The 25,157-nt window shown below is 39.2% G+C and carries 22 protein-coding genes; 5 read left to right on the top strand and 17 right to left on the bottom strand.

From position 1 onward, the window contains the following. Positions 1 to 32: 32 nt before the first annotated feature. From EMK97_RS16310 to nirB, 3 genes are read right to left on the bottom strand one after another with little or no spacing between them, the layout of a single operon-like run. Positions 33 to 1,499: a NarK family nitrate/nitrite MFS transporter gene (locus tag EMK97_RS16310; protein WP_130603848.1), complete on the bottom strand. Its 1,467-nt coding sequence runs from the start codon at positions 1,497 to 1,499 to the stop codon at positions 33 to 35. Beyond that, on the bottom strand, positions 1,500 to 1,889 hold the full coding sequence (nirD, locus tag EMK97_RS16305; RefSeq protein WP_130603847.1) for a nitrite reductase small subunit NirD: 390 nt from the start codon (positions 1,887 to 1,889) through the stop codon (positions 1,500 to 1,502). It lies immediately after the preceding gene. A 35-nt stretch (positions 1,890 to 1,924) separates the two neighbouring features. Continuing rightward, positions 1,925 to 4,450: a nitrite reductase large subunit NirB gene (nirB, locus tag EMK97_RS16300; protein ID WP_130603846.1), complete on the bottom strand. Its 2,526-nt coding sequence runs from the start codon at positions 4,448 to 4,450 to the stop codon at positions 1,925 to 1,927. A 401-nt stretch (positions 4,451 to 4,851) separates the two neighbouring features. Here nirB and EMK97_RS16295 point away from each other — a divergent pair, with 401 nt between their 5' ends. Beyond that, a complete protein-coding gene (locus tag EMK97_RS16295) occupies positions 4,852 to 7,692 on the top strand; it encodes an insulinase family protein (protein ID WP_130603845.1) in 2,841 nt (946 codons plus the stop codon). Positions 7,693 to 7,713: 21 nt separating this feature from the next. Here the strand turns inward: EMK97_RS16295 and pdxR are convergent, their stop codons facing one another. Next, on the bottom strand, positions 7,714 to 9,153 hold the full coding sequence (gene pdxR, locus EMK97_RS16290; protein ID WP_246028818.1) for a MocR-like pyridoxine biosynthesis transcription factor PdxR: 1,440 nt from the start codon (positions 9,151 to 9,153) through the stop codon (positions 7,714 to 7,716). Between the two features lie 151 nt (positions 9,154 to 9,304). Between pdxR and EMK97_RS16285 the strand changes: the two genes are divergently transcribed. Further along, on the top strand, positions 9,305 to 9,919 hold the full coding sequence (locus tag EMK97_RS16285; RefSeq protein ID WP_130603843.1) for a GNAT family N-acetyltransferase: 615 nt from the start codon (positions 9,305 to 9,307) through the stop codon (positions 9,917 to 9,919). Positions 9,920 to 10,410: 491 nt separating this feature from the next. Next, positions 10,411 to 12,453 (top strand): M13 family metallopeptidase, encoded by a 2,043-nt coding sequence (locus EMK97_RS16280; RefSeq protein ID WP_130603842.1) that lies wholly within the window; start codon positions 10,411 to 10,413, stop codon positions 12,451 to 12,453. 146 nt (positions 12,454 to 12,599) lie between these two features. Here EMK97_RS16280 and EMK97_RS16275 read toward each other — a convergent pair whose 3' ends face one another. From EMK97_RS16275 to EMK97_RS16265, 3 genes are all read right to left on the bottom strand, one after another. Continuing rightward, complete coding sequence (locus tag EMK97_RS16275; protein WP_130603841.1) at positions 12,600 to 13,679, bottom strand: ABC transporter substrate-binding protein; 1,080 nt, start codon at positions 13,677 to 13,679, stop codon at positions 12,600 to 12,602. Between the two features lie 128 nt (positions 13,680 to 13,807). Continuing rightward, positions 13,808 to 14,941 carry a bifunctional chorismate mutase/prephenate dehydrogenase gene (gene tyrA, locus EMK97_RS16270; protein ID WP_130603840.1) on the bottom strand — a complete coding sequence of 378 codons (1,134 nt, stop codon included), beginning with the start codon at positions 14,939 to 14,941 and terminating at the stop codon, positions 13,808 to 13,810. A gap of 5 nt (positions 14,942 to 14,946) precedes the next feature. Further along, positions 14,947 to 16,032 (bottom strand): 3-deoxy-7-phosphoheptulonate synthase, encoded by a 1,086-nt coding sequence (locus EMK97_RS16265; RefSeq protein WP_130603839.1) that lies wholly within the window; start codon positions 16,030 to 16,032, stop codon positions 14,947 to 14,949. Positions 16,033 to 16,530: 498 nt separating this feature from the next. Here EMK97_RS16265 and EMK97_RS16260 point away from each other — a divergent pair, with 498 nt between their 5' ends. Together EMK97_RS16260 and EMK97_RS16255 are read left to right on the top strand one after the other, a co-directional pair. Further along, on the top strand, positions 16,531 to 17,226 hold the full coding sequence (locus EMK97_RS16260) for a putative porin (RefSeq protein WP_130603838.1): 696 nt from the start codon (positions 16,531 to 16,533) through the stop codon (positions 17,224 to 17,226). Between the two features lie 165 nt (positions 17,227 to 17,391). Then, complete coding sequence (locus tag EMK97_RS16255; protein WP_130599454.1) at positions 17,392 to 18,723, top strand: IS4 family transposase; 1,332 nt, start codon at positions 17,392 to 17,394, stop codon at positions 18,721 to 18,723. A gap of 47 nt (positions 18,724 to 18,770) precedes the next feature. Here the strand turns inward: EMK97_RS16255 and acs are convergent, their stop codons facing one another. From acs to EMK97_RS16205, 10 genes are all read right to left on the bottom strand, one after another. Then, positions 18,771 to 20,717 carry an acetate--CoA ligase gene (gene acs, locus EMK97_RS16250; RefSeq protein ID WP_130603837.1) on the bottom strand — a complete coding sequence of 649 codons (1,947 nt, stop codon included), beginning with the start codon at positions 20,715 to 20,717 and terminating at the stop codon, positions 18,771 to 18,773. Positions 20,718 to 21,289: 572 nt separating this feature from the next. After that, on the bottom strand, positions 21,290 to 21,694 hold the full coding sequence (locus EMK97_RS16245; protein WP_130603836.1) for a VOC family protein: 405 nt from the start codon (positions 21,692 to 21,694) through the stop codon (positions 21,290 to 21,292). Positions 21,695 to 21,731: 37 nt separating this feature from the next. After that, positions 21,732 to 21,947 carry a hypothetical protein gene (locus EMK97_RS16240; RefSeq protein ID WP_130603835.1) on the bottom strand — a complete coding sequence of 72 codons (216 nt, stop codon included), beginning with the start codon at positions 21,945 to 21,947 and terminating at the stop codon, positions 21,732 to 21,734. A gap of 157 nt (positions 21,948 to 22,104) precedes the next feature. Then, on the bottom strand, positions 22,105 to 22,344 hold the full coding sequence (locus EMK97_RS16235; RefSeq protein ID WP_130603834.1) for a hypothetical protein: 240 nt from the start codon (positions 22,342 to 22,344) through the stop codon (positions 22,105 to 22,107). A 152-nt stretch (positions 22,345 to 22,496) separates the two neighbouring features. Further along, on the bottom strand, positions 22,497 to 22,694 hold the full coding sequence (locus tag EMK97_RS16230; RefSeq protein WP_130603833.1) for a hypothetical protein: 198 nt from the start codon (positions 22,692 to 22,694) through the stop codon (positions 22,497 to 22,499). Between the two features lie 200 nt (positions 22,695 to 22,894). Further along, the gene (locus EMK97_RS16225) at positions 22,895 to 23,317 is read right to left on the bottom strand and encodes a hypothetical protein (RefSeq protein WP_130603832.1); all 423 of its coding nucleotides are present in this window, start codon (positions 23,315 to 23,317) and stop codon (positions 22,895 to 22,897) included. 42 nt (positions 23,318 to 23,359) lie between these two features. Then, positions 23,360 to 23,827: a nuclear transport factor 2 family protein gene (locus tag EMK97_RS16220; RefSeq protein ID WP_130603831.1), complete on the bottom strand. Its 468-nt coding sequence runs from the start codon at positions 23,825 to 23,827 to the stop codon at positions 23,360 to 23,362. Between the two features lie 73 nt (positions 23,828 to 23,900). Next, entirely contained in the window at positions 23,901 to 24,161 is a 261-nt protein-coding gene (locus EMK97_RS16215) for a hypothetical protein (RefSeq protein ID WP_246028817.1), read from the bottom strand. Then, positions 24,158 to 24,703, bottom strand: coding sequence for a hypothetical protein (locus EMK97_RS16210; protein ID WP_130603830.1), 546 nt, complete (start codon positions 24,701 to 24,703; stop codon positions 24,158 to 24,160). Before EMK97_RS16210 ends, EMK97_RS16215 begins: the two co-directional genes overlap by 4 nt. A 79-nt stretch (positions 24,704 to 24,782) precedes the next feature. Then, the gene (locus EMK97_RS16205) at positions 24,783 to 25,079 is read right to left on the bottom strand and encodes a DUF1330 domain-containing protein (protein ID WP_130603829.1); all 297 of its coding nucleotides are present in this window, start codon (positions 25,077 to 25,079) and stop codon (positions 24,783 to 24,785) included. Positions 25,080 to 25,157 lie beyond the last annotated feature (78 nt).

Genomic DNA, 25,157 nt, shown 5'->3' with positions numbered 1-25,157 from the left:
CCTAAAGCAGTGTGGCTTAATCGCCTTTTGACTTAACTCACTTTAATGAGTTCAACGCTACCATCTGGCAAAATTTCTGCCATTTCACCTTTTGGCTCTTGCATAAAATAAAGCATTAATAAGCCAATAAAGGCGCTAATGGCAATTACAGCAAAAAAGGTAGAGTAACTAACAAACGACAATACCGTTAAATAACAGACAGCACCAACATTACCATAAGCACCTGTCATACCTGCAATTTGCCCAGTTAAACGACGTTTAATTAATGGCACAGCGGCAAATACAGCCCCTTCACCCGCTTGCACAAAGAAAGAACAAGACATAGCTGCAGCAACAGCCAAAAATAACGGCCAGTTACCATCAATTAATGCCATCACGCCATAACCTAAACTTAAGCCTGTTGTTAGAATAATTAAAGTGGTTTTACGGCCATACTTATCACTTATCCAGCCACCTAAGGGCCTAGAAAGCAAATTCATAAAGGCATAACTTGATGCCAACAAGCCAGCATAAATAACATCTAAACCAAAGGTTTCACTAAAAAATAACGGCAACATAGAGACAACCGCTAGCTCACTGCCAAAGGTTGCAAAATAAAGTACATTTAATACCGCCACTTGCTTAAAAGAATATTGGTGAATAGGCTCTACTTTTTCTTTAAAAACCGACTTATTCACTTGATAGGCCGCGATAACTTCATAAACAAATAAGGCAGCTAAAATTACGTATACCAGCATGCTAAATTCAGTTGAAATCAAGCTAACGCCTGCTGGCGATAGTTTCCAATTGAGTAACGCCAGTGCACCAAATAGCGGTAATTTCATGACTAAAAGTAAGAAGAAATCGCCAACGCTGGTAACCTCCATGGCCTTAGCGCTTTTGGGTTTAAAGTAGGTGGCTCCTTGTGGGGTATCTCTAACTGTGCGGTAAAAAATAATGCCATAAATAAAGCTTATCAGCCCAGTTAAGCCTACGGCCCAGCGCCAACCATCGTCACCGCCAAAAGCCAAAGCGAGTATGGGTAAAGATATCGCACCAGCAGCCGAGCCAAAATTACCCCAACCGCCATAAATACCTTCTGCTAAACCAAGTTGATTCGCCGGAAACCACTCACTGACTAAGCGAATACCAATAACAAAGCCAGCACCAATAAAACCTAATAAAAACCTTGCTAAAGCCAATTGCTCAAAACTATTCCCCAAAGCAAACATAAAACAAGGAATTGAACAAAGAATTAACAATAAACTGTAGGTTTTTCTCGGCCCATATAAGTCAGTTACCACACCAATAATAATGCGTGCAGGTATGGTTAAAGCCACGTTGAGTATCAGTAAAGTTTTAATTTGTGCTGGCGTTAATGACAGAGACTCTGCGATTAACGACAATAACGGCGCGTGATTAAACCAAACAAAAAAGGTGATAAAAAATGCTACCCAACTCAAGTGTAAGGTTTTCATTTTTCCTTGAAATGACCAAATATTAAAGTTCGATGCCGACATTTATTTACCCTCCCTTAGCTCGACTATCCCTTGATTAATACGCGCTTGATAGGTTGGAATAGCAACCGCTTCATCTTGTAGGCATTGGCCACTTTCAAGGCAAAATTCTTGCTTTAATAGCGGTGAAGCAATATGAAAATTTGCATCTTTTTCTGTGATCAAGCCGCGAGATAATACATTTGCTTGAGCAAAGGGGTCAAAATTACTTACCGCTTTAACATCACTTTTACTGGCTAATGCATCTGAATAAAGATGAAATATAGCCACTTGCTCACCGTTAAATTCAGCACAAACTCCTGTGTTTTTCTCAATATCCGCAAGTTTACACACAGATACCCAATCAAGTGCATCATCAGCGTCAATTTGCGCCTTACTCGCTACAATCGTCATAATAATCCCCTAATATTAAAGTTAAAATCTGCTAACTACCGCGCTTCAACAGCAAGCTTTTCTGCAGGCTGTATTTGCTTTCTTACGGTAGTAAAAATTACTTTGTCATCTAATTTGTCACTATTGATAAAGTGGCTAAAACGTTTTAGCTTTTCAGGGTTTGCTAAGGTGGTTTGCCATTCACATTGGTAGGTGTCGACTAAGTGTGCCATTTGCGCTAACAGCTCATCATTGATGCCAAGCTTATCTTCGATGACTACTTCTTTCAGGTAATCTAAACCACCGTCTAAGTTTTCCAACCAAACGGAGGTACGTTGTAATCGCTCTGCTGTGCGCACATAAAACATATAAATAATATCGATATAGCGAATTAAGGTTTGCTCATCGATATCACTGGCAAACAGATCGGCATGACGAGGGCGCATACCGCCGTTACCGCCAACATATAAATTCCAGCCGTTATCCGTGGCAATAACACCAAAGTCTTTACTTTGCGCTTCGGCACATTCACGCGCACAGCCAGATACCGCCATTTTCACTTTATGTGGAGAGCGAACGCCGCGATAGCGATGCTCAATATTGATTGCCATTGCCGTACTGTCTTGCACCCCATAACGGCACCAGCTGCTACCAACACAAGACTTAACCGTGCGTAACGACTTACCATAGGCATGACCGGTTTCTAAACCAGCATCAATCATTTTTTGCCAGATAATAGGCAGCTGTGCTAATTGTGCGCCAAATAAGTCGATGCGCTGACCGCCGGTAATTTTAGTGTAGAGGTTAAATTCTTTTGCCACTTCGCCAATGGCGATAAGTTGCTCTGGGGTAATTTCACCGCCTGGTACACGAGGTACCACAGAATAAGTACCGTCTTTTTGCATATTGGCAAGGAAGTTATCATTGGTGTCTTGCAAACTAACCAAGTCGCTATCAAGAATATGCTCGTTCCACAAAGATGCCAGCATAGAAGCGACAGCAGGCTTACAGATTTCACAGCCATCACCTGAGCCACATTCATCAATTAACGCAGAGAAACTGCGAATTTTTTTAGCGCGAATAATGTCAAATAATTCACTGCGAGAGTAAGCGAAATGACGACATAAACTGTTATCAACACTCACCCCTAACTTGGCCAATTCCGCATTTTGTACTTGAGTTAACAGCGGCACACAACCACCACAGCCAGTACCCGCTTGAGTACAAGACTTCAAAGCAGCAATATCATGAGCACCATCGGCTACCGCCTGACTTATTGCCTGTTTACTGACATCATAACAAGAGCAAATTTGTGCACTACAAGGCAAAGCATCAACAGCACTTTCCCCTGTTGATGCTTCCTCATCAAGCTCAGGTAACAGCAAATATTCAGCAGGCTTTGACAGCGGCATATTATTAACCACTAGCTGTAACCATTGACCATAATCACTGCTATCACCAACAAGCACCGCACCTAGCAGGTATTTACCATCACTACTGACAACTATTTTTTTATAGATACCGGCACTTGAGTCAACAAAACTAAAACACTGGGCATCAGGGGTTTGCGCATGAGCATCGCCAATACTGGCAACATCAACGCCTAAGAGTTTCAGTTTGGTGCTCATATCAGCACCCTGAAAGGTTTTAACCTCTTCGGCTGTATCGCTAGCGGTTAAATGACTGACCGCCACTTTCGCCATGGCATAGCCTGGCGCGATTAAGCCAAAGATTTTATTCTGCCAAAGTGCACACTCACCTATCGCGTAAATATTTGCATCGCTAGTAACACAGTAATCATCAATGGCAATACCGCCACGCTCACCTATGGTTAAGTCGCTTGTTCGCGCCAACTCATCTTGTGGCCTAATACCAGCTGAAAAAACAATCACATCGGTTTCTAAAGAGCTGCCATCAGCAAAGTTCATGCGATATCGACATGACTGACCTGCAACAATTTCTAGGGTGTTCTTTTCAGTGTGTACCTGTACACCAAGGGCTTCTATTTTATTGCGTAAAAGATCGCCGCCTTCTTGGTCTAACTGCACAGCCATTAACCGTGGCGCAAATTCAACTACATGGGTTTCAAGCCCCAATTGCTTAATCGCATTGGCCGCTTCTAAACCCAACAAACCGCCGCCAATGACTACCCCAACTTTGCTTGATTTGGCAGAAGCGGCGATGGCATCTAAATCATCAATAGTGCGATAAACGTGAATATCATCCTGATCTTTACCCGGCACAGGCGGCACAAAAGGAATAGAGCCGGTAGCAAGCACCAACTTGTCATAAGAAACTTCAAATCCAGATGCTGTGGTTACGGTTTTTTTCTCGCGATTAATACCAGTAACCTTCTGATTTACATGATATTCAACACCTTTATCATCATAAGCTTGTGGCGTGGTTAACGCTAAATCCTTGCCAGCAAAATAACTGGTTAATTGTACTCTGTCATAAGCTAGCTGCTTTTCCTCAGCAAAGGTAACAACTTGATAGCGATCACTATAATTATTCGTTAGCTGATCAATAAAGTGATGACCAACCATACCGTTACCGACAACTACAATTCTCTCTTTACTCATAATGCTTACCTATTTAACCATTTAAAATTTAGTTAACTAGGTAATCGCAAATTTAGTACCAAGAGCATGAACCACAACAAACAAGACAAACAACCACTTGTTTTTAAAGATTTTTACGTGAACTTTGGCATTTAAAGCACAGAAAAAGCCATTTAATAAAAGACAGGTGATGCACAGTTTTAACTCACGGTTTGCACTTAATAGAAGCATAAAAAGTAATCCGTATTTAGTAGCTGGCGTAGCACTTGGTATATAAAGCACTTGTTATTGTATACAATCTTCTTTAACCTACTAAGATTCAAGGCGCTTGCCATAAAGGACTGCATTACTGCCTTCACCTGAAATAAAGCCGATATAGCTTTACCAATCAAAATCATGCAAAAACAATAATAAGGAAGTTTATGTTTACTCTACCTAGCAAGCGATTTGCAAAGTCAATTTCTGCATTTATGCTTATGTTATTCTTACCACAAGCCTATGCCGATACCAATTCTATCGCCAATCAAGAGCAAGTTGGTACAGATAACATCCTAATTACTAGCCAATTAGACGAGAAAAGTTATTTACATTTCACCTTAGATAATGGCATCAGGGCTCTGGTAATTTCTGATAAGAATTCACACGTTGGTGCAGCTTCATTAGTAGTAAATGTTGGTCATTACAATTCACCTAAAGCCTATTTAGGTTTAGCGCACTTGCTAGAACATGCTGTTTTTTGGGGTAGTAAAAACTTTCCTAACACCAATGAATTTGACCCTTTCATAAAAAAGAATCAAGGTTGGAATAATGGCTCAACCCGAGATTCAAATACTCGCTATCACTTTCAAGTGACTCATCAAGCGCTTGATGAAGCTCTACACCGCTTTGCTGACTTTATTGCTTGGCCGCTATTAAGCCAAGCAAGTATAGAAAAGTCACTCATTGCCGTTGATAATGAATTTAATGCCCGTATTAGTGATTGGCGAAAAACATTATATGTATTGCAAAATGAAACGAATCCTAAGCACCCTGCCAGTAAATTTGCAATCGGCAATAAAAGTACACTAACAACAGATACCAGTGCACTAAAAAAAGCCTTAACTTCATTTCACCAGCAATATTATGGGGCGCAAAATATGACCTTAGTGGTCTATGGTAAAGAGTCGATTAACGATTTAAAAACCATGGTCATTAAGCGCTTTAGTGAGTTTCCCAAAACTAAATTATCAGGGCAAGCCCCTCCTGAACCACTACATTTACCAAGTCAATTAGCAACTAAAATAGAAGTATTGGCGCCATCAAGTAACCCTAGCCTAGACTTACGTTTTGAGTTACCTGCAAATTCCAGTGACTTTCCTCATAACACCTATAGGCTTATCAGCCACTTACTCGGCCATGAAGCTGAAGGCTCGCTATATTCCTATTTAAAAGCTCAAGGCTGGATTAGCCACTTACAAGTGGTCGATCTAGGTAGCCGCTATGTGGGTAAATTAGACCTTTATTTAGAGTTAACCAATAAAGGGCTGATGAATAAAGAAAGCGTTATTGCAGGTGTTTTCTCCTATATAGATATGCTAAAAAGCAAACAGCTACCACTATGGACTATACCTGAGCTGCAAGCTACAGCAATAAGGGCATTTAACTTTCCAAAAGCTCAAGAACCCGGTGATTGGATAAGTGATATCAGTGAAGATATGCACTTATACCCTTCAAGTAACTGGTTAAACCATCAAGCACAAATATCTGATAGTCATTTTGCCGAGTTTTTAAAATACTTAACACCAAATAATATGCAGTTAGTCATAAGTCATAATGATAAAAGTACTCTAGCTAAAACCAATAAAATTGAGCCTATACTTAACACACACTATCGAGTAACTCAGTTAGAAAAAGCACAGCTTGATCATTGGTCGCAGGCAAAAGCCAAGCCAAGCATGCATTTCCCAAAAAGAAACCCTTTTTTAGCCAATGTGATTACCAACAACAAAGTAACGCCATTAAATTCTACAAGTAAAAATCAAGCTCAAGTAAAGCCTAGCCTGAGCGTCAACAGTGAAGGAATGACCTTATGGTCACAAAATAAAACCGATATAAGTAAGAACAAAATCAGCGCCTCATTGCGCATTTATGATAATGCCAATGACATAAGCCCTATCGTTCGAATGCTCTTTGCTAATATGGCCTACACACAACTAACCAGCAATGACTATTTTGCTCATCTAGCAGGGCTTGGTGCCAATATAAGAAGTTATGGCAGCGATTATATAATCAATATTAATGGTTATAGCGAAAACTACTTTGATTACGCTAATCTGGTATTAACTAGCTTTTTCAAGCTAAAACCAACGCAGCAAGCCTTTGATTTAGCTAAACAGAAAATTCTCAGTGATATTAACTACCAGCAAAGTCAAAGTCATGCTTATCAACAGTTAGAGCGTCGACTATATAAAACACTGCTTAACAAACCATATGATAATGAGATAAAAACCTTATTAGCAAACTACAACTATCAAGACTTTTTAACTGAATTCAAAACAATACAGACTTACCAAATTAGTGGCGTCATCACAGGTGATGTGAATACTGAAGTGGTACAAAAGTTTGCCACAAATATTAGCCATATTGATGGGATAAAACTTGCCTCGGGCTTAAAACAAGACACAAAGGTTAAGCAACTTGCACAAAGTAGTCAGCAAGAACTGGTACCATTACAACATAGTGATGCTGCAATCAATTACCTAATACAAAGCCAAGATAACAGTTTACAAAACCAAGCAATGTATCATCTGACACAATCAATGATAGCGCGTCCCTACCACTACAGTATTCGTGATGAACAATCACTAGCCTATTTTGTTGATGTCGATAAGGTCTATGTGCCTAACAGCCCAAGTATTGTTTTATTCAGCCAATCAGGCAATAGCAGTGTTGATACTTTAATTAGCGCTACAAACAAGTTTCTCACTAATTATGCAAGAACATTAGCTAATATGTCTGAGGGTGAGTTTCAAGCGCAGCTCACCTTAAGTATTAATAAACTAAATTCAGCTGAGTTTTCTTTAAGCAGGCACACTAACGCACTAGCAACAGAGCTATATGCCACCACCAAGCAAGGCGACTATGCCTTTGATAAAAAAGAAAAGCTAACTACAGCGCTAGGTAATATTAATAAAGCCAGTTTTGAGCAGTTTTATCGCCAGCAAATTATTGGCAATAACAGTAAACGTTTACTACTTTACTCTCAAGGTAAGCTTAAAAGCTAACAGCGATAATTAACGTGAGAGTTAAATAGCATATAAGGCTTGCATTACTTTGTCTAAGCCTTGAGCCATTTCCTCTTCAGTCATTGCGGCAAAGCCTAAACGAATATATCGATAAGCATCCTTAGCAAGGTGCTTATTGACATTAAATTCAACTTCGGTTTGCAAGTAAACATCTTGTGTAAGCAACACTTCCTTTAGCCCAATAACAGACCGCCCGGTATCGAGCCAAATAGCCATCCCCCCGGCGGGACAGGTGAATTTAATAGGTAAACCTATGTCTTGATATTGCGCTAATAAAGCCACTAAATGATCACGCCGTTTATGATAAAGCCGAGTCATTTTTCGTAAATGACTTTCAAAGCCACCAAAGCGCATCCAATGAGCAACCGCTTGTTGCACCAAAACATTGCTCTTATGATTAAGCAAAGTTTTATAAGCAGCTAGTTGCTTTATAAGTACTTGATCAGCGCAAACATAACCAATACGCGCCCCGCCAAACATAAGCTTGGAAAAGGTAGAAATATAAATAACTAAACCAAGCGGATCATCTGAGGCAAATGGCGCAATTGGCTGGCTGTCATAATGAAATTCATGATCATAGTCATCTTCAATAATGGCAACACCATACTTTGCCGCAAGTTGATATATTTCCATACGACGACCTACACTTAAGGTCACAGTTGTTGGGTATTGGTGTAGCGGCGTTAAATAAATAAGTTTAACGCCGCCTTTTACCAGTACTTTAGCCAAAGCCTTTGGTACAACACCCTGCTCATCTTGCTCTACACTAACAAGTTCAGCACCAGCGCTTTTAAAGGCAGCCCAAGCGGGCGGATAACCAAGCGGCTCGACAGCAACCTTATCACCAGCTTGCAGTAATAATTGCGACACCATGTACAAGGCTTCTTGCGAGCCATTACAAATCATCAACTCTTTATCATTAATTGCCCGAACTCGGCGCAAATAGATAGCAATCTGCTCTAATAATGCGGCATCACCTTGATTATCCCCATAGCTTAGTTGCTCAAACTTAGGCTGTTGACAGGCGTGTGAAAAGTAACTTTTAAATTCTTTAAAGGGAAATTCACGGATATCTGGCTGACCGCCAGAAAAATTAAAGCGATAATCACTGGCATTTTTCTCACTCGCTTTAACTACGACTGGCTGCTTGGCAAAGTGCCATTGAAATTGCGCGGCACTTGTTGAGTGTCCATTATCACTTAGCCTATTTTTACTGGCTAAAGCTTGGCTTGCCTCTATAGGTAAGTGCTCTACTACCTTATAGCCTGAGCGAGGTTTAGCCTCTAACCAGCCTTGGGCAATAAGCTCATTATAGGCTGCCATAATGGTATGGCGATTTACGCCAATTTGCACAGCCAAGTGCCGCGCAGAAGGTAAGCTTTCCTTAGGCTTTAATTGTCCCTGTTTGATTGCTTGACGTATCGCTTGGGCAATCTTCAAGTACTTTGCAATATTAGTGTCGCTATCAAGTTTTAGGCTAAAAGACTTCAATCTGGTATAGGTAAAAAATAATTTCTGGATGAATAACTTATACCAGATGACTGATAAATTACCTAATAGTAATCAGCAGTCACCAATAAAAGGAGCTATCATGTTTAATCCCGTGACCTTAGCATCGCAAAAAATAACATTAGAGCCGTTAACCATTGCCCACCTTGATGCATTTCAGTTAGCAGGTAATTTTGAGCAAGTCTGGCAGCATATGCCAATGAACCGCTGTAAAGACCAAGAAACAGCAAGGCAATGGTTAAACATCGCGCTTAAGGAAATGGCTCAAGGAAAGGAAATCGGCTTTGCCACTATAGATAAAGCAAGCAATACCTTAGTTGGTTCAACGAGAATGATCCGACTTAATAGCACACATAAAAAATTAGAAATCGGTTATACCTTTATTACCCCCAAATTTCAGCGTAGCTATGTTAACTCTCACGCTAAATTTCTCATGCTACAACATGCCTTTGAACATTTAGGTATGGTTCGCGTTGAAATTTGCACTCATGAAGACAACCAGCAATCTCGTACGGCAATTGCGCGTATTGGTGGACAGTTTGAAGGAATTTTACGTAAGCACAGACGTAACCCCGATAACAGTTACCGCAATACCGCCATGTTCAGTATTACTGATGATGACTGGCCTCAAGTAAAACAAGCGTTATTAGCCACAGGCTCGTCTGAGCAGGAGTTTTATCACTCACAAGTCGCTTAATAAGCAATACGCTTAACCAATAAACGCCCTAGGGCGTGTTGACCTTTGTTTAATAATTCAGCTGAGAGATAAAATCCCTTTAATCAAGGCAAAAGTTGCGTAGTTTAGCTAGCTAAATTAGCCGCTTTTAACGCAGAGTAAAGGGATTTTAGCCTCAGCCCGAAGGGCAATGGCTATTTTTAACACTAGCGGCATTAGTATTCGCTTATTTGGAACAACCAAACCGTACTCATACTGCTTTGCTATTGATAAAAATAACTCATTGCTGAAAATATCAACAAAGATCAACACGCCCTAATACACACTTGCTAACAATTCAGTGATGCTCGGCAAGTTAAGCCATTATAGCGTTTACATAAAATTAACAGACTTTACCTTGGTGTTACATTGATAGCAGCTTTTAACCCTGCTATCTTTATTTATTCTAATGCGCTACAAGCCGCATGCTATAACTATTTTAATAAAATAATAACTCCACCAAGGAAGTTAACATGAAAAAAACGCTTATATCATTAACCATATTGTTGGGATTAGTGGGCTGTAATAACAGTGCTCATATCAGCAATAGCGTGAATCAAAAAAACCTATCTTCGGGTTTAAACCTTCAAGCCATAGATCACTCAGTAAAACCTGGTGATGACTTTAACCTATATGCCAATGGCCTTTGGATTAAAGAAACAAATATTCCTGATGATAAATCATCCTACGGCGTTGGCACTATTGTGCATGAGCAATCGCAAAAAGACGTAAAAGCCATTATTGAGCAATCTGCCAATGGCAAATTTGCCCATGGTAGCAATGAACAAAAAGTCGGTGACTTATATCAGTCATATGTAGATTGGGATACAAGAAACAAGGTTGGCTTAGCACCATTACAAGCTGAGTTTAAACAAATTGACGCGATTAGCGATCATCAAGCGCTTGCTGTGCATTTTGCTGCGGTGAATAAACTTGGTTATAGCATTCCATTTAACTTAGGCCAGTACGTTGATTTTAAAGATCCCAACGTTTACATGATGTACACATGGCAAGCAGGGTTAGGTTTACCTGATAGAGAGTATTACTTTACCGATGACGAGGCTTCAAAAGAGCTAAGAGCAAAATACTTAAAGCACATTGAAACTATGCTGGCTTTAACAGGCTCAAACAATGCCAAAGCTGAAGCTAAAATCATTTTTGATCTAGAAAGTAAACTTGCCAGCCACCATATGAAGAAAGAGAAAACTCGCGATATGGTTGCGCTATACAATAAAATTCCAACAGCAAAATTAACTGACATAATGCCTGATTTTAATTGGCAAGGTTTTATGAAAGAAGCCGGTGTTGCTGATATTGATGGCCTAGTGGTTACACAAATTGATTACATGAAAGCGCTAAACGATATCATCAAAGACACTAGTTTAGATACATGGAAAACCTTTTTACGCTGGGGCGTTGTTAACAGCAATGCCAGTCGATTAACCCAAGCAATTGATGAACAAAACTTTGAGTTTTACGGCAAAACATTACGTGGCGTAAAAGCACAACAACCTATGTGGCGTCGTGGTGTAAATGTAGTTAATGCCAACATAGGTGAAGTTGTTGGTAAGGTCTATGTGAAAAAGCACTTCCCGCCAGAAGCCAAAGCACGCATGGAAGAGTTAGTAGCAAACCTAATTAAAGCTTACGAAGTTAGCATTAAAAACTTAGACTGGATGACTCCTGAAACTAAAGCACAAGCTTTAGATAAACTATCGAAATTTACCCCGAAAATTGGTTACCCTGATATCTGGCGAGACTACTCTGCCCTTGATATTCAACAAGGTGATTTATTTGGCAACTTAAAACGCTCAGCCCTAGTGGTTTATCAGCAAAACCTTGATAGACAAAATGGCCCGGTACAAAAGCATGAATGGCAAATGACACCACAAACCGTGAACGCTTATTATAACCCACCGCTTAATGAGATTGTTTTCCCGGCGGCAATTTTACAGCCACCATATTTCAATCTAGCCGCTGAAGATGCAGTGAACTACGGCGCTATTGGCGCAGTTATTGGTCATGAAATTGGTCATGGCTTTGATGACTCAGGCAGTACTTTTGATGGTGATGGCGTACTGCGCAACTGGTGGACTGATGCTGACAAATCAGAGTTTAAAAATAGAACCACTAAGCTGGTTGCTCAATATGACGAATTTGAGCCACTTGATGGTGTTCATGTAAACGGTACTTTCACTTTAGGTGAAAACATTGGTGATTTAGGCGGCTTAAGTATTTCATTACTCGCTTATAAAATGTCATTAAATGGTAAAGAAGCACCTGTTATTGATAACTTCTCTGGTGAGCAACGTGTGTTCTTAGGCTATGCACAAAGCTGGAGTAATAAATACCGTGATAAGGCATTAAAACATCAAATTAAAACCGACCCACACTCACCATCTATGTACCGAGTTAACGGTGTAGTGCGTAACGTACCTGAGTTTTATGAACTATTTGATGTACAACCAACAGATAAACTTTACTTAGCGCCACAAGAGCGTGTCAAGATTTGGTAATACACTACCAATAACCTATTAAAAGTTATAATAGTTTTAGCTGGCAAAACGAGCTTTTTGCCAGCTACACCGCTTAAATCAACACCACAACAGAGCTTTCTAGAAAGCTATCAAATCATCAAAAAACAAGCCCTTCTCATGAGAAACTACTGATAAGAATCAGTTAAGTTCTCTATGGTAAATTGGCGCTTATTGCCTGTTTTTCCTGTAAATAAAGTAAAATCATACCCAGCGAAACGTTTGTCTTTTAACTTGTCAACAAATGGTAAAAAAGCAGCATTCTCACTGGATTCAAATATATCTATATTGATGTGCCTTTGCTCCACAGGCAGCTGTTGATGATGAATATCATAAAGCATGGTCATTGCTTTAGCGCCAAGCGTAACATGACCACCAAATGATATATCTAATGGGAATTGTTCATCATTCACATCCCAGTTAATCCCACCAATCACTACGGGGTAATCAAGATTAGCCTCCTTTACCGCCTTTTTAGCACCAAATGCCATGGCGTCATTAGCCGCCCAAATAATATCAATGCGACTTCGTTGCATGATACCTTTCACTTTTTGATACGCTTGCTGCTTTGACCAATTCGCCACTGAACTATCAACTAACGCTAATTTAGGCAATGCTAGCAAACCATCTTTAAGTCCTTGTTCGCGTGCAATTGAGGCTGGCGTAGAATAATCTCCCTGTAGCGCAAGTATCTTTTGAGTACAAACACTCTCGCCGCTACTATGTAAGCTATCGCCTTGCGCCACTAAACGCTGCAAAAGCTTCTTACCTGCTTTATAGTTATCAGGTGTGACACTGCCAACGATAAAGCCTTTATCTTCTGCAGACAAAGCATTTAGTGCCGCCTTATCTAAATCATTTAACAACATAAAAATAGCGACTTTATGTTGCGCAATTTGCTTTGCGATATTGACAGCTATACCCTTCTCATTAACCAAGATGACATAATCAGGATCATGCCTTAGTATTTCTTCAACTAAAGATTTCATTAAGATATGATTGCGATAAGCATAAATTGTCGTGAGCTGGATATCTAAATCATCCGCAGCAGCCTGCATAAACTCAGTAACATTGGTCCAAAAGTAACCGGTAGTGTTTTCGGCCGGATAGCCAGGATTTAAAAAAACCACAGAGAATTTTTCGCCATGGCTAACTGGCGAAAACGAAAAAAGTAAAGAAAATAAAACAATAGATATAACTTTTTGCATAAACTAATAAATGCTTTTTCAAGGCTAGTATATCTATTTTAGTTCAACAATTAACAAGCATCTAAATAAGCGCCGGTTGTTACCGTTATTTAAAACAACCGGCTAGAGTTGCTGAGCACAATATCAGCTTAATCTTTTTTAAGCTCATTCGCTTTTAATAACATGGATTTGCTTTCTTCTAAGAAGACATCAGCGTAATCACCAAACCAGTCTGAAACATGGTTAAACATATCAACAAAGGCTGATTTATCATCTTGCTCAACATCTTCTAGCAGCTCTAAAAAGCGATAAGCAAAACGCTTCATCATGGCAATATTATCTTTATTGGCAAAGATAATATCAGCATAAAGCACTGGATCTTGAGCAAACAAGCGACCAACCATAATGAGCTCTAAGCGATAAATAGGTGAACTCATGTCCACTAACTTCTCAATATCTGCCCCTTCTGCCATTAAATGGTAGCCATAAGCAATAGTTGAAAAATGTCGCATGACTTGCACCATCGCCATGGCTTCATCATGCTCATGTGCTTGTACTGGATATATTTTAGCGCCCCACACCTGAAACTGCTGTAACAGCCAGTTATATTGCTCAGGATATCGGCCTTCACAAGTAATAATGGTTTGCTTAATTAACCCGGTAACATCTGGACCAAACATTGGGTGTAAACCAACAACAGGGCCATCATGCGCCTTTTTCATCTCATAAAGCGGTGATTCCTTGATGCTGGTAATATCCGCTAAAATACAATCTTTAGGTAGGTTATTTAAATGATGAATAACCATAGAAGTTAAACGAATGGGCACGGCAACAATCACCACACTGGCATTAGCCAAAATTTCATCTGCTCTTGGCCAGTCCTGCTGCTCAATAATATCAACCTTGTAGCCAGAGCGAGTGAATAGATCAACAAAAACACTACCTAATTGACCTTTACCGCCAACCACAACAACTTTATTGCATTCAGGGTTGACGCACTGATAACCACTGGCATCTTGGCTTACGTAGGAGTCACGCATAAAGCGGCGTAAGATATCTTCAATCAAATCTGGCGATAAACCGACCTCACTCGCCTGTTTTCTGCGTTTACTTAGCAAAGCCGCTTCACGATCAGGCGCATAAATAGGCATGCCAACTTCACTTTTTAATGCCCCCACTTTGGTGGTGACATCTAAGCGTTTACGCAATAAGTTGACTAATTGACTATCAATATCGTCTATTTCATCACGTAAAAGTGCGAGTTTCTCATCAAAATCATTCATATTTACTAATCAACAATACGTGCTTTTAATGCAACAGCTAGCTTGTCTGCTGCTTCATTCAGTAAAGTCTCAGTTGTTGGGAAATCAATACAAGCATCCGTTACTGAAACACCGTACGCCATTTCTTCCTTTGGTAATTCTGAGCTTTGGTTGCCTGACTTTAAGTGACTTTCAAGCATAATACCAATGATTGATTTATTACCTTCACAGATTTGGTTAATAACGTTATCAGCCACTAATGGTTGACGACGGTAATCTTTGTTTGAATTACCATGACTACAGTCAACCACAATACCCGGCTCTAAACCATGCTTAGCAAGGGCTTGCTCACACTCAGCTACGTTGACTGAGTCATAGTTAGGTTGACTACCACCACGTAAGATAACGTGACCATCAGGATTACCTGAAGTTTTAATTAGTGCCACTTGCCCTTGACGATTAATCCCCATAAAACGATGCGAAGACGCGGCCGATTGCAAGGCGTTAATCGCTACACCTAAGCTGCCATTGGTACCATTTTTAAAGCCAATTGGCATAGATAAACCACTTGCCATTTCTCTGTGAGTTTGCGATTCAGTTGTACGCGCACCAATTGCCGACCAGCTGAATAACTCAGCTAAGTATTGCGGGCTAATTGGGTCAAGCGCTTCTGTTGCTAATGGCAAACCAAGCTCTGTTAAGTAAATTAATAATTCACGCGCTTTGCGAAGACCTGTTTCAACATCAAACGAGCCATTCATATGCGGATCATTAATTAAACCTTTCCAACCAACAGTAGTACGTGGCTTTTCAAAGTAAACTCGCATAACAACATATAAGGTATCTTTATGGGCATCATGAAGCTTCTTCAATTCACGTGCGTATTCTTTCGCGGCATCAATATCATGTACAGAACATGGGCCGCTGATCACTAATAAACGCGGGTCACGCTTGTGAATAATATCGGCAATAATTTTTCGAGAAGCTTTAACAAACTCTCTCCCTTTATCAACTAAAGGTAGTTCATCTCGTAACTGTTGTGGGGTAATTAATACGTGCTCAGCATTGACATGAATATCATTCAATGTGCTTTTATGTGTGCTCTCTGACATAAGTCCATCCTAATAAATTAGCAAAAACCAGCCTTCATGCTAATTTTAGCTGCTGGTTTGTTATTGTGCGTTAGCTAAATTTGTGATTTACAGAAATATTGATGGTGAAAGAGTACTTAATTCTAAAGGGCTACAGCTCAACCAAAATAAAAATCCAAAATCGTAAACTTTTAATTACGCGATTTGTAATCATATTTTTACACAGTTTTTTCCATGCGTATAGCCTTTTTTCTATAAAAATTAAGAAAAATACAACTGGCTTAGAGCCCCCTATTTTACAGTGCTCCTGCTTGCCAGTTATAACCTCAGTGTAATAAACATTCTGTCATTAAAAAAACTTGCGTTATATCAATTATCTATTTATAGTGCGCGGCAAATAACAGCATATACGAAGAGAGCTGTACTTAATCAACTCAGTAATATTTCTTACTGTTATGTTAATGCCGTTATTTTATTCCCCTTAAAATTTTCCCTTAATTTGTATAAAGGATTTATATAATGAAAAAGAATGCATTACTTTTAGGTCTATCTTTACTTTCTACTACAGCATTAGCGAATGATTACAATGCTCAAGTAGACGCAGATTTTCTTACGATTGATGACGTAAACGTAATTGGTGTTGAAGGCACTTACTACTTTGACAAAGTATCAACAGCTAACACAGCATGGGCAGAAGCTGCATTTATGGGCAGAAATAGCAACGCTTCTCTTGCTTATGTAAACTTTGATGGCGATGGCTATGCCTTAAACTTAGGTGGCGACTATTACCACAATAATTTTTTCTTTGCTTTAGATGCAACTTATACTGACTATGACTTTGGTGATAGCGAGACAGACTTTAGTGGCGCAGTTGGTTACTTCTTTGCTAAAAACTGGTTAGTGTCTGTTTCAGGTGCTGATGAAGATTTTTCTGACTCGCTTGCCCTTAACACAAAATACATTGCTACTTTAGATAATGGTTCATTTGTAAACTTAGAAGCTTCATTCTTAAACTATGATAATGACTTCACTTTTACAGCTGACTACTACTGGACAGCGCAATCAAGTGTCGGTGTTGATTTATCAACAGAAGAAGATTATAAATTCGGTGTTCATGCTCAGCACTTCTTCACACCAGCAATTTCTGCACGTGTTGGCTTTATCTCATTTGACTATGACGATGCGTTCACAATTGGCTTAACTGGTCGCTTCTAAGCGCTGTTAAAGCTAACTTCACTCTTAAACGCTTACTGTTTTAAGAGCATAAAAAAAGCGCCATTAGGCTAATGCCGATCAGTTAAGGCAAAAAAGTTTGGGGATCAATTGAACGATCCCTACAATATGTAAGAATCCGATAAATAAAGTTTATCGGATTTTTTTATGCGCTTTGAAAGTGAACTTGCTACAGCCTTTAGTTCTTGTAATACCTTCCACACCTTTGAGAAATACGCAGAGTTGCTCTCCCCTGAGTTGATTAAACAAGGCTTTAAACAAGCTGGCGTCGCCACAATTAGAAAAAGGCGCCTACCACTTGAAACCGTGCTTTGGTCAATTATCGGTATGGCACTATATCGTCAGAAGTCGGTTTGGGATATAGCCACTCAGATGGATATCATGTTGCCTGATAAAAAGCCATTAGTGGCACCAAGCGCACTGGTTCAAGCAAGACAAAGGTTAGGCGCAGATGCCGTTAAAGAAGTGTTTAAAGTGATGGCACAGCATGGTTATGAATCGAACCAGTTTGAAACATGGGCGGGCTTGAACCTGCTAGCCGTTGATGGTGTCGTATGGCGAGTCGCCGATACTGCTGAAAACCACAAAGTATTTGAAACGCAAAGTAACCAGCATAGAGAAAATATTTATCCTCAAATCCGTATGGTTTGTCACATGGAAATTACGAGCCACCAGCTAATCAACAGCGTATTTTCAGGTTACCGAACTAATGAAATGAAATTAGCAGAAGGGCTAATAGAAACGACACCAGATAATACATTAACTATCTTCGATAAAGGCTATTACTCGCTTGGTTTGCTCAATCGATGGCATCAAGCAGGAGAACAAAGACACTGGATGATACCAGCTCGTAAAGACTTAAATTACGATGTCATCCAGAGTTTGGGCAAGAATGATAAACGTATTCGGTTAACAACAACGCCTCAAGCTCGTAAAAAATTTAATGACCTACCAGAACATATTGAAGCCAGATTAGTGAGTAAAAAAATTAAAGGTAAAGAGTACCGTATTCTGACCTCAATGGTCGACCCAATACGCTTTCCAAGCGAAGAAATGGTTGAGTTATACCGGTATCGCTGGGAAATAGAATTAGGCTATCGAGAGATGAAACAATCGCTACTTAACAGCGCTTATACTTTAAGAAGCAAGCGACCAGATATGATTGAACAGGAGTTATGGGGACTCCTTCTGTGCTACAACTTGATAAGGCAAGGGATGACAGCGGCAGCAAGAAAGCTTAATAGCACTTGGCCTAATCAGCTTAGCTTCACGAGTTGCTCAATGGCAATTACTCAGTTCTTTGCCACATTGCCTCTGTCTAGCCCTGGCAATATTCCCAAACACTATGAAGCTTTACTGACACAAATGACTTATTTTAAATTACCAGAGCGGCGTGAAGAGAGGCAATACCCAAGGTGGGTTAAGGCAAAACCCCAAAGGTATCCAAGGAATACAAAAAATGCCAATCAGCTTAACTGACTGGCATTACGCCATTAGGCGCTTTTTTTATGCAGTACAATTAAGTATTAACCACCGTGAACAATGCGTTGCGCAATTAAGTTCTCGACTACACTTGGGTCGGCAAGCGTAGAGGTATCACCTAAGCTATCAACTTCGTTCTCTGCAATTTTACGTAAAATACGACGCATAATTTTACCAGAGCGTGTTTTCGGTAAACCCGGAGCCCATTGAATATAATCAGGCTTAGCAAAGCGACCTAACTCTTTAGCAACAAACTCTTTAAGTTCAGTATTTAATTCATCGGACTCGCTGGCATTCCCCATCAAGGTAACATAACAATATACGCCTTGACCCTTAATTTCATGCGGATAACCAACAACAGCGGCCTCTGCTACAGCAGGGTGAAGTACTAGCGCACTTTCAATTTCTGCCGTACCTAATCTATGACCTGACACGTTTAGAACGTCATCTACACGACCTGTGATCCAATAGAAACCATCTTCATCACGACGGGCACCGTCACCCGTAAAGTAGTTACCCGGATATTGACTTAAATAGGTTTGGTAGAAACGGTTATGATCACCAAATACCGTACGTAATTGGCCCGGCCAACTCGCTGTCATTACTAGTAAACCTTGGTTTTCACCTTCAAGGGTATTACCGTCTTTATCAAATAATGCCGGTTGCACACCAAAGAAAGGTTTACCTGCAGCGCCTGGCTTCATATCAACAGAGCCCGGTAATGAGGTAATTAAAATACCGCCCGTTTCAGTTTGCCACCAAGTATCAACAATTGGGCAGTTACTCTTACCGACCACTTCATAATACCAATGCCATGCTTCAGGGTTAATTGGCTCACCTACGGTACCCAGTAAACGAAGTGATGATAAATCGGCTTTTTCCACTAACTCATCGCCAACACTCATTAAGGCACGAATTGCTGTTGGTGCAGTATAGAAAATATTAACACTGTGTTTTTCACAAACTTGCCAGAAACGACCCGCATCAGGGTAAGTAGGAACACCTTCAAATACTAAAGTAGTTGCACCATTAGCTAATGGGCCGTAGAAAATATAAGAGTGACCTGTGATCCAACCGGCATCAGCTGTACACCAGTATACTTCGCCTTCTTTATAGTCAAAGACATACTTGTGTGTCATCGCTGCATATAAAATATAGCCACCACAAGTATGAACAACCCCTTTAGGTGTACCCGTTGAGCCTGAAGTATAAAGAATAAATAATGGATCTTCAGCATCCATAATTTCAGGCTCACAAACCGCTGGCAGCTCAGCTACAGCTTCACTGTAGTTAATATCTTTTTCAGGGTTCCAAGCTATTTCAGCACCTGTTCGTGTCACCACAACAACAGAGTGAACATTTGGACAATCAGCAATAGCAGCATCAACATTAGCTTTTAATGGGATACGCTTACCGCCACGTACAGATTCATCAGCCGTGATAACTACCTGACAATCAGCATCAAGTACACGCGCTTTAATAGACTCTGTAGAGAAGCCACCAAATACTACAGAGTGGATCGCGCCAATACGTGCACACGCTAACATGGCATAACCAACTTCAGGGATCATCGGCATATAAATACAAACACGATCGCCCTTTTTAACACCACGTTCTTTTAGTAAATTGGCAAAGCGACAAACATGATCATGCAGCTCTTGGTAAGTTACTTTTAAGTCATCACTAGGATCATCGCCTTCAAAAATAATGGCAGTATCGTTAGCTTTTGTTTCTAAATGACGATCAATACAGTTATAGCTAACATTAAGTTTTGCCCCAGAAAACCAATTAATTTCTGAGTTCTTTAAATCAACCTGACTAACACTGTCCCAAGGCTGATACCAATCAATAAACTTCTCTGCTTGCTCAGCCCAAAAAACATCAGGCTGTTCAATTGACTGCTTATACATAGCATCATAAGTAGCCGCATCTAAATGTGTATGTGCTTTGGCTTTATCTGAAACCGGATAACAAGATTTTAATTCGTTCATTCTCTTTTCCTTCAAGACATTAACTTGATGTAATTTTATTCGCTAGTTGTAAGGCGCGTTGCCCTAGCTAACGTTTAGTTATAACAATCATGCTAGATTGTTTAATTTATTTTTCATATACGGCTTTAGTCTTAATTTACGTTTTTACTCTAACCTTTTATACAGAAATATCGCTCAAGCCTTTACTTTTCGTACTCTAAACGGAAATCATCAGCCATTACATATCTTTAACATATCATCGAACAGCAATAATGACAACGCTGTCAGATTGACGATTAATCTAATAAGATTAAGGTAACGTGTAAATTTGCTTACTGTTTTATCACTGCTCGACCAGTTTGGCTAAGACAATAATAATCAAGGCTATGCAGAAAAAATATAGTACGCTGCGCAACTTATACCAAGTGAAAAAATGATTTGCTCTCTCAACGAGAATTAAAAAGCTTACAGGCAAGGCACTGAATGAAAAGAATGCTTGTTCAGAAAAAGATTTTTCTGAATTCTCTAATAAGCTGCATCCATGCAGCATATTTGTTGAAATAGCTATGCTGAACTTTTTTAAGACAATATCGCTAGCATTGGGGCTTAAGCTCTACGGTATTACCTTGAGGGTCTTTAATATAGAGTGATTTACCATAGCCCTGTGCGCCATAACGCTGCTCAAACTTACCTACGTCAATATTATGAAACAATAAATGTCTACTAAGCTCATCAACAGAGGTGGCTTTAAGTTGTAAGCAAAAATGATCCATATTATTTTCAGTTATGCTCGGAGCGCCACCACCTTGTCGACCAAGCTCACTATCTACTTCAACTAAATCAATCAATGCACTACCCGCTCTTAACTGAGTTAACCCAATGGCATTTTCAGTTTTCCGCTCTAGCGTACAACCTAGAATGTGGCAGTAAAAATGAATCATTTCACTGAGCTTATTGGTTCTTAAAACAATATGGTCAATGCCAACAATTTCCATCATAAACAACCTCAATATAACTTATAGCAATTGAATTAAGCTAGCATGGTTCAATCGACTCATGAATTTCTTTCAAACCATGAATAATTTCAGGAATTGTTCGCAGTATTTGCACTAGGCTAAACACTAATACACCATGATGGGCAGCAAGAGAAAACTCATCAAGGCTATTCCACGTTTCCCACCCTGAGGTTAGCAGTAAAATAACTCCACTAAATAAGTTTAAATAGGGACTATGAACAATTTTTTTCAACATAACTATTACCAATATAAATAACCCGCTAAAAAATAAGGCCGTGCTAGCCTTTACGGTATCAACATCATTCAAATTAAACGCAAAAACGCCATATAATCAACGATTATATGGCGTAACGGCTCAAAAACTATCTGTGTCTAAACTAAGTATATATAAACTAACTGTCAATATTAAAAAAGTGTTGTTTCAACGCTTTAAATCGCTTAACAAAAACTACTGTAGCAATAATAGCCAAAACAACAGTAGTTATTCTAAACGCTTGTTCCATGGTTAAGTGACTAAAATCTAAATACAATATATAACCAAATAAATAACCTAAATTATAGATGCCAGCCAACATCAAAATTGGACATATTATCGCAGTAGCCCGCAACTGAGTTTCACTAAGTAACTTCAACTTATCACCTTTTATTTTTTAGAGGTAAGCAAATGCCCCTTAATTTAGAGGCATTTCTATTTAGTGTAAATCAAAATCATATAGGATAATGATTTAACGCAATATAAATATCCCGATAAAAGTCGCCTAGCCGAACAGATCAGATAAAGTTACTATGGTTTTGATTTATTTGATTCAAGTTTACCAATACGGTTTTCAAGTTCACGTATTTTTAAGATCAAAAAGTCATCAGCATCAGGAACATTTCTAATCATTCTTGAAAGAATTGTTCCCAAGCCAGTAAGCGAGAAGAATAGGTTTACCGCAATGCCAATACATAATGCCCACACAATTACTTGTCCTACGTCCATGTCTAACTCCTTGTAAGTTGCTTATAAATTAAATATTGCACACTGAAAAATAACAATCCATAAAAGAACATTAGCACAGTTTTTTACTTTCTGACCAGTTTTTAACCACGCTAATTTGAATGACCAGTTCCCCCCTAAAATAACTAATTAACAAATTTTAAAGACAAAAAAGCCTCAAATGAAGCTTTCAGAATAAGTAGTTACTCAACTAATTGAAAAACCATACGTACCGCACGGCCTTCTTCTCCCCACGGAGTAACATTGCTCATTTGTAAAACTAACTCTCCAGAAGGACGCTGCGACAAAAACAACCGCCAGCCCCAGTCAGGATTATCAGGCACACTATAGGCATAGAAAGCGGAGAAAAGCCCCCAGGCGTCTTGATCCAGCTGACACTTTACCTGTGTTGCTTGGTGCCAGCTGTCAGACCACAACAAATGCTCAGCTTCTAGTATAAAGCTGCCTTTTTTCTCTTCACCTTTATATTGCCAACAATAATGCAAGTGATTACCGTCAAAGCTCAACGAACAGGGATAATGAATGGCATCATTTCCCGCTTCATCTAACCATAATTCACCATGCCCTTGCCAAGTTGTTTGTATAAACTTTTCAAACCATGCCATTTGTAGCTCCAAGCAGCTTAATTAGATGTATTAACAGTAGCATTATTCGTGATATTTGCGAATGCGAGCAACCTTACCCTCTTCAACTTCAAGTACTTCCATGATTACACTGGTATAAGCGATAGCTTGATTATTATCAGGATGAATACCTTTGGCGCTGTGCTGATAACGTATCGCAATGGCCGAATCATTAAATATAAAAGTATTTAACAATTTAGCCTGGTATTCAGTGTGTGCACCTAAATAATACATCATACCTTTACGCATACTTTCTTTACCATCAGGTAAACGTCTATCATCAACCTCATAAGGTAAGTGCTGATGACCAACATCATCGGTTAATAACGCTAAATATGCTTCTAGTTCCTTGTTAGTTGCACTAGGCGCCTGCGATGCAACCATCACCTGAAAATAATCTTGAGCTAACTGCTTAAGCTCTTGATTCACTTCTTCAGCTACACTAGCAAAGCTCACTAAACAGGTAAGTAATATTGAATAGATTAATTTCATTCGTATCTCCATTTATCATTTAAAATCTATAACCGAATTAATTTAAAGCGACATTATGACATTATTGTGAAAGTCACTTTTTTATTGCTAAAAATGTAAATGCCACAATAAAGTAGCCAACAAATTGCCCCGATAATAAAATGATCATCTTAGGGGTAAAATATGTTTCTTCACTAAAAAAACTTAAAGCAAGCATTGCTGGTGCTAATAATATTTCATAACCAGGTAATGTTACTGGTATCAAATAATAGTTAAACATAAATGCTGCTATGCCAATAAGCATGCCAAATACAGCAAAAAGTGTCGCTAGTTTATACGGAGAATGTATGCTCACTGGGCTGTACCTTCTTCTTTAACTAGAGAGTTAAAACATTGAATTTGATTAATCTTATCAACTTCTGCTCGAAAATTACCATATAAAGTACGATACGATGTGCTTGGCATCACCTTATCTTTCAGAGCAGCCCTTAATTTTGTAAAATCAAAGCCAGCTTTAGCTTTATTTAACTCGGCTTGCCTAAGCGTTAGTTTTTGATAATCTTGATTTGCCTTAGCTAAACTAGCTCGCTCTGAATGAGTTAAATCAAGCCAGCGATTAACAGGTTTATCTACCTTGACCCTATCCGCTTGTTTTATCAGTAGCAACTGCACTGCTAAAGCATTTCTATTAATTGCCACTAACTGCTCATCTCTTAGTATGAGTGCTTCATCTTGATTGCCTGGACTCTGCTTAACAATAAGTTGCGTTAATTGCTGCTGCCATTTTTTCTGTGCTTGAGTGTAAGCTTGATACTTATTAATCAAACAATCATTTGCACTTACTGGTAACGAGAAAGTAAGCGTTATGAGTGCTGCTTTGCAAAAAAATTTACCCACTTAACTTACCCCCTAAACACCATATTTAAATAAAAAGGTGCTATTAGCACTATTTTTATACATAAAGCTTTATGTGAGGTTACTTTTCATAACTGGCAATAATCGTGGTACTGTTAACCGAGTTGCTAAAAAATTCAGATTTAACCGCTAAATACTCCTCATCAGCAAAAAAAGCCTCCATCGCCTGTCTATCAGGAAAGTTAATAGTAAAAACGCGATTGATTGCTTCATCAACCTGAGAAAGTAACACTTGCTCAATAGTAAAATCATAACCAAACGCGCCACCAAACTGATTAAGAATTGGCTTCATTGCTTGACGATACTTTGCATAATTATTGTCATCTGCAACATCTAAAGCGACCAACATTTCAAACATAATCTAAACCCCACTTATACCAAGTTAATTAAGTATTTGATCATTTAGCGAGAATTAAAAGGCTTATAAGCAAGGCGC

The organism is Litorilituus sediminis, from assembly GCF_004295665.1.
Classification (GTDB): domain Bacteria; phylum Pseudomonadota; class Gammaproteobacteria; order Enterobacterales; family Alteromonadaceae; genus Colwellia; species Colwellia sediminis.
Note: the sequence above shows the minus strand (reverse complement) of the source record. Positions and strands in the feature narration are given on the sequence as shown.

Bases quoted from the DNA above. Each gene is read 5' to 3' on its own strand.
- EMK97_RS16265 (WP_130603839.1), bottom strand. From the start codon at position 16,032: ATGTCAGAGAGCACACATAAAAGCACATTGAATGATATTCATGTCAAT.
- EMK97_RS16230 (WP_130603833.1), bottom strand. From the start codon at position 22,694: ATGGACGTAGGACAAGTAATTGTGTGGGCATTATGTATTGGCATTGCG.
- EMK97_RS16280 (WP_130603842.1), top strand. From the start codon at position 10,411: ATGAAAAAAACGCTTATATCATTAACCATATTGTTGGGATTAGTGGGC.
- nirB (WP_130603846.1), bottom strand. From the start codon at position 4,450: ATGAGTAAAGAGAGAATTGTAGTTGTCGGTAACGGTATGGTTGGTCAT.
- EMK97_RS16255 (WP_130599454.1), top strand. From the start codon at position 17,392: ATGCGCTTTGAAAGTGAACTTGCTACAGCCTTTAGTTCTTGTAATACC.
- EMK97_RS16295 (WP_130603845.1), top strand. From the start codon at position 4,852: ATGTTTACTCTACCTAGCAAGCGATTTGCAAAGTCAATTTCTGCATTT.
- acs (WP_130603837.1), bottom strand. From the start codon at position 20,717: ATGAACGAATTAAAATCTTGTTATCCGGTTTCAGATAAAGCCAAAGCA.
- EMK97_RS16240 (WP_130603835.1), bottom strand. From the start codon at position 21,947: ATGTTGAAAAAAATTGTTCATAGTCCCTATTTAAACTTATTTAGTGGA.
- EMK97_RS16205 (WP_130603829.1), bottom strand. From the start codon at position 25,079: ATGTTTGAAATGTTGGTCGCTTTAGATGTTGCAGATGACAATAATTAT.
- EMK97_RS16310 (WP_130603848.1), bottom strand. From the start codon at position 1,499: ATGTCGGCATCGAACTTTAATATTTGGTCATTTCAAGGAAAAATGAAA.
- EMK97_RS16245 (WP_130603836.1), bottom strand. From the start codon at position 21,694: ATGATGGAAATTGTTGGCATTGACCATATTGTTTTAAGAACCAATAAG.
- EMK97_RS16225 (WP_130603832.1), bottom strand. From the start codon at position 23,317: ATGGCATGGTTTGAAAAGTTTATACAAACAACTTGGCAAGGGCATGGT.
- EMK97_RS16220 (WP_130603831.1), bottom strand. From the start codon at position 23,827: ATGAAATTAATCTATTCAATATTACTTACCTGTTTAGTGAGCTTTGCT.
- EMK97_RS16260 (WP_130603838.1), top strand. From the start codon at position 16,531: ATGAAAAAGAATGCATTACTTTTAGGTCTATCTTTACTTTCTACTACA.
- tyrA (WP_130603840.1), bottom strand. From the start codon at position 14,941: ATGAATGATTTTGATGAGAAACTCGCACTTTTACGTGATGAAATAGAC.
- nirD (WP_130603847.1), bottom strand. From the start codon at position 1,889: ATGACGATTGTAGCGAGTAAGGCGCAAATTGACGCTGATGATGCACTT.
- EMK97_RS16285 (WP_130603843.1), top strand. From the start codon at position 9,305: ATGTTTAATCCCGTGACCTTAGCATCGCAAAAAATAACATTAGAGCCG.
- EMK97_RS16275 (WP_130603841.1), bottom strand. From the start codon at position 13,679: ATGCAAAAAGTTATATCTATTGTTTTATTTTCTTTACTTTTTTCGTTT.